The organism is Roseomonas sp. TAS13 (assembly GCF_001950415.1).
In the GTDB taxonomy this organism is placed as follows: Bacteria; Pseudomonadota; Alphaproteobacteria; order Acetobacterales; family Acetobacteraceae; genus Roseomonas; species Roseomonas mucosa.
The window spans coordinates 1-3,179 of sequence record NZ_BDLP01000442.1 but is presented as its reverse complement, the minus strand read 5'-3'; the positions used below and the strand labels follow the sequence as shown (position 1 = coordinate 3,179).

At 71.7% G+C, this 3,179-nt stretch carries 3 protein-coding genes and 1 pseudogene; 2 read left to right on the top strand and 2 right to left on the bottom strand.

Annotation, left to right across the window (positions count from 1 at the left end):
* Positions 1-389: pseudogene (locus tag ROTAS13_RS21735) on the bottom strand (hypothetical protein); the annotation flags it as partial.
* An 85-nt stretch (positions 390-474) separates the two neighbouring features.
* Between ROTAS13_RS21735 and fsa the strand changes: the two are divergent.
* Entirely contained in the window at positions 475-1,131 is a 657-nt protein-coding gene (fsa, locus tag ROTAS13_RS21730) for a fructose-6-phosphate aldolase (RefSeq protein ID WP_019461016.1), read from the top strand.
* Positions 1,132-1,345: 214 nt separating this feature from the next.
* Here fsa and ROTAS13_RS21725 read toward each other — a convergent pair whose 3' ends face one another.
* Positions 1,346-2,284 (bottom strand): CorA family divalent cation transporter, encoded by a 939-nt coding sequence (locus tag ROTAS13_RS21725; RefSeq protein WP_075823389.1) that lies wholly within the window; start codon positions 2,282-2,284, stop codon positions 1,346-1,348.
* Positions 2,285-2,480: 196 nt separating this feature from the next.
* Here ROTAS13_RS21725 and ROTAS13_RS21720 point away from each other — a divergent pair.
* On the top strand, positions 2,481-3,179 hold a 699-nt coding region (locus ROTAS13_RS21720; protein WP_139323481.1), incomplete at its 3' end, for a 2Fe-2S iron-sulfur cluster-binding protein.

Below are 3,179 nucleotides of genomic sequence, written 5' to 3'. Positions count from 1 at the left end.
TTCGCCTTACGGTGGAGCTGTGCGTAGATGTGATCAAGAGACAGCCACCCCGCCTGCTGCCCCGGCGGGTCGAGCGCCGAGGGCACGCTCATCGCCATGCGCAGCACCGCGCCGGGCGGCGCCATCGTATAGGCCGCCACCCAGTCCACGAATCGCCGCAGGCTGCCGGTCATCGGCGGCACGATCAGCGTGCCGAGCAGGTTCTTCAGCTTGCCTTCGGACAGCGTCGGGTCCGGCGCTCCGTCCCAGACCACGCCGCGCAGCTCGCGCCCGCCGAAGGGCACCTCCACGAAAGTGCCGGGCGGGGGTACGGCCATGCCTTCCGGCACCCCATAGTCATAGGCGCCGTCCAGCGGCAGCGGCAGCAGCACCTTCACGCGCGGACGCACGGGGCCGACCGGTTTCACAGCTCCAGGCTTTCTGCGGGGGGCCACCATGGGCTATGCCTGCGCAACCAGAACGGGATCGTGACCCATGAAATTCTTCGTCGACACCGCGGATGTCTCCGAAATCCGCTCCCTGGCCGAAACCGGCCTGCTCGACGGCGTCACCACCAACCCTTCCCTGATCGCCAAGGCCAACCGGCCGATGCGGGACATCATCGCGGAAATCTGCGACATCACCCCGGGCCCTGTTTCCGCCGAGGTCACGGCGCTGGACTATGACGGCATGATGCGGGAGGGCGAGCATCTCCGGAAGATCGCGTCCAACGTCGTGGTCAAGCTGCCGCTCACGGAAGCCGGGCTGCGGGCCTGCAAACATATGGTGAACGACGGCACCATGGTCAACGTGACCCTGTGCTTCTCCGCCGTGCAGGCCCTGCTCGCGGCGAAGGCGGGCGCCACCTTCGTCAGCCCCTTCATCGGCCGCCTCGACGACACCGGCCAGGACGGGATGCAGCTGATCGCCGACATCATGCAGATCTACAAGGCCTACCCGCACCTCAAGACCGAGGTCCTGGCCGCCTCCGTCCGCCACCCGGTCCACCTGCTCCAGTGCGCCAAGCTCGGCGCCCATGTCGCCACCCTGCCGCCCAACGTCATCCGCGCCCTGGTCAAGCACCCGCTGACCGACAAGGGCCTGGAAGGCTTCATGGCCGACTGGAAGAAGACCGGCCAGAGCATCCTCTGAGCCGTATTCCCGGGGACCCCGGGGGCAAGGCCCTGCCCTTCCCCCGGCCCCCTGTCCCATGGGACAACCCGGGGCACCGGCCCCGATGGCCCGGCACCCGCCGCCAGCATCCCGGGATCCGGAGGATGACCGGAACCGGGACAACGGCGCGGACACGCCGCTCAGCCGGGCAGCACCGCACCGCGGCCCGCGAAGCCACGGCCTCCGCTCTCCCTCAGATGACCCGCCGCAGCCTGAGCAGCAGCAGCGTCACCGCCACCGAGCCGAGCATCAGCCCCGCGGCCCAGAGCGTGCCGTGTTCCGGCTCGGCCCAGGCCATGCCGCCGGTGTTCATCCCGAAGAATCCCGCCACCAGGCTCGGCGGCAGCAGCACGGCCGTGATCACCGACAGGGTGTTGACGTTGCGGTTGGTCTCCGCCGCCTGCCTTGCGGAAAGCTCGTCCTGCAAGGCCCGCCCGTGTTCCTGCAGCGCCCGCAGGTCGTCCAGCGCCGAGAGGATGCGCCGCCGCGCCGTCTCGTGGCTCTGCTCCACCGCCCAGTCGGGAAGCTCCTCCTCCTCCTCCCGCAACAGGCGCACCACCGGCGCGACGACGCGCGTCAGCCGGGTCGCGTCGCGCCGCACCACCCCCAGCCGGCGCCCGCTCTCGTCCGGCCCCCGCTTCGGCTCGTCGGACAGGAGGTCGTCCTCGATCCGCCGAGCCTCGTCATCCAGCGCCGCGGCGCGCTGCGCCACCCCGGTCCCGAAATGCGCCAGCACCAGGTCCACCAGCGCCGCCGGGCTCTCCGGCGCATGTCCTTCGCGGGCCGCCTGCCAGGCATGGTACAGCCCGTCCACCGAGCTCCGCCGCCCGGTGACGATCCGGTCCTCCCGCATGGCGAAGCGCCAGTATGCCGCCTCCCGCGATTCCAGCCCGGCCTGGTGCGGAAAATCCGGCAGGATGCCCATCACCAGCCCGTCCTGCGACTGCAGGCGCGGCGTCTCGTCCTTGTCGCGCATCAGGGCGAGGACATCCTCCCCCCATCCCTCCGCCTGGATCGCCGGAAAGGCCGCGGACGTCACCAGGTCGTAGTGGGTCCAGCGCCAGCCGGGCATGTCCAGCACCCAGACACGGCCATGACTGCGGTCGCCCCCTTCCTGAAGCGGCGGGATCATGCGGGCCGGCGGCGCATGGCGGCGCGGCTCGGGGAATCCAGGGATGTCATGCCGCCCGCACTAAGCCCGGCACCGCCGCGCGGCGAGTGTCCGTTCCATGACACGGACCGCCACCCGCCCGCCTCCGCCGGCCCCGGCCGCGCCCCGCGATTCCCGCCATGGCCGTCCCGGCATCCGCCTTGCTAGGCTCACTCCCATGCCGGCCCATATCGCCTTCCACCTGAACGACGAGCCGCGGCACCTGCCGCCGGAGTTCTCGCCCACCACCACCCTGCTCGACTGGCTGCGCGGCCCCGCCGCGCTGACCGGCACCAAGGAAGGCTGCGCCGAAGGCGATTGCGGCGCCTGCACCGTGGTGATCGAGGAAGCCGACGGTGCCCGCAGCGCGGTCAATGCCTGCCTCCTCACCCTGGGCCAGATCCATGGCCGCCGTCTGCGCACCGTGGAGGGGCTGCGCGCCCCCGACGGCGGTGCCCATCCCGTGCAGTCCACCATGGCCGCCTGCAATGGCACGCAATGCGGCTTCTGCACCCCCGGCATCGTCATGTCCGCCTGGGCGCACCAGACCGAGGGCGGCGACCCGCACGAGGCGCTGGCCGGCAATCTCTGCCGCTGCACCGGCTACCGCCCGATCCTGGAAGCCTTCGCCCGCCTCCCCGCCGAACCCGCGGCACCCCCGCCGCCGGCCCCGCTGCCCGCCGTGCCGCTCCTGCAAAGCGGGAGCCAGAGCTTCCACCGCCCCGCCAGCCTCGCGGAGCTGGTCGCCCTCCGCGCTGCCCAGCCCGGCGCCTGGCTGCTCGCCGGCGGCACCGATCTCGGCCTGCGCATCTCCGAGCACCGCGAGGTGCCGGAGGCGGTCATCTGCACCCTCGACGTCCCCGAACTCGCCATCGCC